We start from the raw sequence: 235 nt of genomic DNA, 5'->3' as shown, positions 1-235 counted from the left end.
CAGCGTGCCGGAGTTGTGCGAGCGTCTGCATGTGAGCCGACGCACATTGCAATACTGCTTTCAGGACGTGCTCGGCATGGCGCCCGCTACTTATGTGCGGGCAATCCGATTGAACGGCGCGCGGCGCGATCTGTGCAACGCATCGCGCGATTCGCGCTCGGTGCAGGACGTGGCGGCCGCGTGGGGCTTCTGGCACATGAGCCAGTTCGCAACCGATTATCGCAAGCTCTTCGGC

1 protein-coding gene is annotated in these 235 nt (G+C 63.4%); it reads left to right on the top strand.

Annotated features, from left to right (window positions below; genetic code table 11):
• A partial coding sequence (locus SB753_RS41495; protein WP_410805746.1) for a helix-turn-helix domain-containing protein occupies positions 1-235 on the top strand: 235 nt, incomplete at both ends.

Source organism: Paraburkholderia sp. SIMBA_053, from assembly GCF_046534895.1.
GTDB lineage: Bacteria > Pseudomonadota > Gammaproteobacteria > Burkholderiales > Burkholderiaceae > Paraburkholderia > Paraburkholderia caledonica.
The sequence above is the reverse complement of the archived record's forward strand: the minus strand, read 5'-3'. Positions and strand labels throughout refer to the sequence as shown.